This window comes from Sulfurimonas sp. (genome assembly GCF_032250635.1).
In the GTDB taxonomy this organism is placed as follows: domain Bacteria; phylum Campylobacterota; class Campylobacteria; order Campylobacterales; family Sulfurimonadaceae; genus Sulfurimonas.
On record NZ_JAVVFL010000245.1, the window covers coordinates 1 to 2,551 of the forward strand.

General features: G+C 39.7%; 3 protein-coding genes. 1 reads left to right on the forward strand and 2 read right to left on the reverse strand.

Annotated features, from left to right (window positions below; genetic code table 11):
- Positions 1-73: 73 nt before the first annotated feature.
- Both RQ763_RS11315 and RQ763_RS11320 read right to left on the reverse strand, forming a co-directional pair.
- Entirely contained in the window at positions 74-385 is a 312-nt protein-coding gene (locus tag RQ763_RS11315; RefSeq protein WP_314153084.1) for an NGG1p interacting factor NIF3, read from the reverse strand.
- A complete protein-coding gene (locus RQ763_RS11320; RefSeq protein WP_314153085.1) occupies positions 386-1,345 on the reverse strand; it encodes a 6-phosphofructokinase in 960 nt (319 codons plus the stop codon). It abuts the gene before it with no gap.
- Positions 1,346-1,435: 90 nt separating this feature from the next.
- Here RQ763_RS11320 and purH point away from each other — a divergent pair.
- Positions 1,436-2,551 (forward strand): bifunctional phosphoribosylaminoimidazolecarboxamide formyltransferase/IMP cyclohydrolase (gene purH / locus RQ763_RS11325; protein ID WP_314153086.1); only part of this gene is annotated, 1,116 nt, incomplete at its 3' end.

A 2,551-nucleotide genomic window follows, 5' to 3' on the forward strand; every position in this document is an offset into this window, starting at 1 on the left:
TGTCTATAAAAAATAACTATTGGTTTAAGCTATTCTTTATAGGATGGTTTTTTAATATTATTATATAAAAATTCTAAAACTCTTCCATCCTAAAAACCTCGTAAGCCACCTCTTCGTATGGGTGGCTCTTTTTCAAAACTTCAACAGCTTCTTTTATGAGTGCATCAGAGCAGATCATCTCTACTTTATACTCTGAGACTCTCTCTATTTTGTCAAGTTCTCCGATATATGGATTTGCCTTGTTTATTGGTTTGAACTGTCCGGTTCCGAGTGTTTCAAAAGAGCAGCATTCATAGTTTTCATATCTGCCGACACCTATAGCAAAGAGCGCCTCTTTTACTCTCTCTTTATCTTCAGAGGGCACAAAAAAGTTTAGTTTATACATCTAAAATCTCTTCAGATAGCCCAAAAGCTCGTTATCTAGTTCATATTTTTTGTTCGCCACTTCATCTATGCTTTTGTACTCAAAACCTTTTTTTGTGTAGCAGATGACGCTCTCATTTTTGCCGCCAAGCAGACCGTCAATTGCGTGGGTTACAAATTTATATGCCATAAGTCTGTCGTAGATTGTCGGGTTTCCGCCCCTTTGCGTATGTCCTAAGATAGTTACTCTTGATTCCAACCCAATCTTTTCTTCAAACCACTCTGCAATCTCGCTTGACTCCTCTTTTATCCCCTCTGATACCACGGCTATAAAATATCTGCGCCCGCTTCTTATCTGCTCTTTGAAACTCTCTTCATACTCTTTTAGATTATGCTCTATCTCTGGGATAAGACAGAGTTCAGCGCCGCTGCATAGAGCTGAGACAAGTGCCAAGTAGCCGCAGTTTCTTCCCATGGTCTCTATAACAAAAGCTCTTGAGAATGAGGCTGCTGTGTCTCTGACGTTGTCGATTGAGTCTTTGATGACATTTAGTGCAGTATCGACCCCCAAACAGTACTCTGTGCCGTTTATATCGTTATCAATTGTAGATGGAATACCGCAGAATTTTACCCGGTGCTCTTTGTAGAAAATATCCATTCCTTTAAAAGAGCCGTCACCGCCAAGGACAAGAAGCATTTCGATGTTAAGAGCGTCAAGATTTTTCTTTGCTACCTCTCTAAACTCTTTTTGCATAAATCTTTTGCTTCTAGCACTCCCGATTATGGTTCCGCCGCGGTTGATTATTCCTGCTGCATCTTTATGAGTTGCTCTGTGAATTTTGTTATCAATCAGCCCCTCAAAGCCGTCATAAACAAAGTAGGGGGTTAAACCATTTTGCAGTGAATACTCTACAAAATGTTTCAGGGCGGGATTCATACCGCTAACATCACCGCCTGAGCATAAAATGGCTATATTTTTCATCTGCTTTTCTCAATTTTCATTTTTTTAAGTTTACCATCTTCTAATCTCAAATGAGATAAAATTCCATAATTTATTTTCACAAGGTCATTAATGAAAAGAGCATTGGTAAGTGTTAGCGACAAGAACGGCGTAGTAGATTTCTGTAAATCTTTAGTAAAAAACGGTTTCGAGATTATCTCAACTGGCGGAACTTATAAAATATTGGTAGAAGAGGGTATAAAAGCTATCGAGATAGATGAGGTCACAAAATTTCCAGAGTGTTTTGAAGGAAGAGTAAAAACCCTAAACCCATACGTTCACGGCGGGATTTTACACAGACGTGACAAGCAGTCTCACTTGGATCAGGCGAAAGAGTTGGGTGTTGAAGCAATTGATCTGGTTTGTGTAAATCTATATCCTTTTAAAGCGACAATAGAGAAGACTGACGATTTTGAAGAGATAATAGAAAATATCGACATCGGCGGTCCTGCAATGGTGCGCTCTGCTTCTAAAAACTTTGACAGCGTTATGATTGTGACTGATGTAAATGATTACGCAAAAGTGATTGATGCGATAGAGAATGAGAAAAACACTCTTGAGTTTAGAAGAGGTCTTATGATTAAAGCGTTTGAGCATACCGCAGCATACGACTCAATGATCGCAAACTACATGAATAAGCGATTTAACGGCGGTTTCGGCGAGAAGCAGTTTATAGTCGGAGAAAAGGTTATGAACACTCGTTATGGCGAAAATCCTCACCAAAAAGGGGCGCTTTACGAGTTTGACAAACACTACTCAAACAACTTTAAAACACTAAAAGGCGAAGCTAGTTTTAATAACCTAAACGACCTAAGCGGCGCGGTTAAGATAGCTTCTGCTTTTGGAAGCGACAATGCGGTTTGTATAACTAAGCATGGCAATCCGTGCGGTTTTGCTATCCGTGAGAATCTTGTAGATGCGTATGTAGAGGCTCTAAAGTGTGACCCTGTTTCAGCGTTTGGCGGTGTTGTCGCGGTTAATGGTATCGTAACAAAAGAGCTGGCACTTAAGATGAACGAGATATTTTTAGAAGTCATAATTGCTGGTCGCATTACCGAAGAGGCGCAAGAGGTTTTTGCTTCTAAAAAACGTATCAAACTCTTTGAAATGGGTCATGATAAGCTTGTTCTTGCAAACGATGAGAAGGATTTTAAACATATTGATGGCGGGTTTGTCTACCAAGATGCC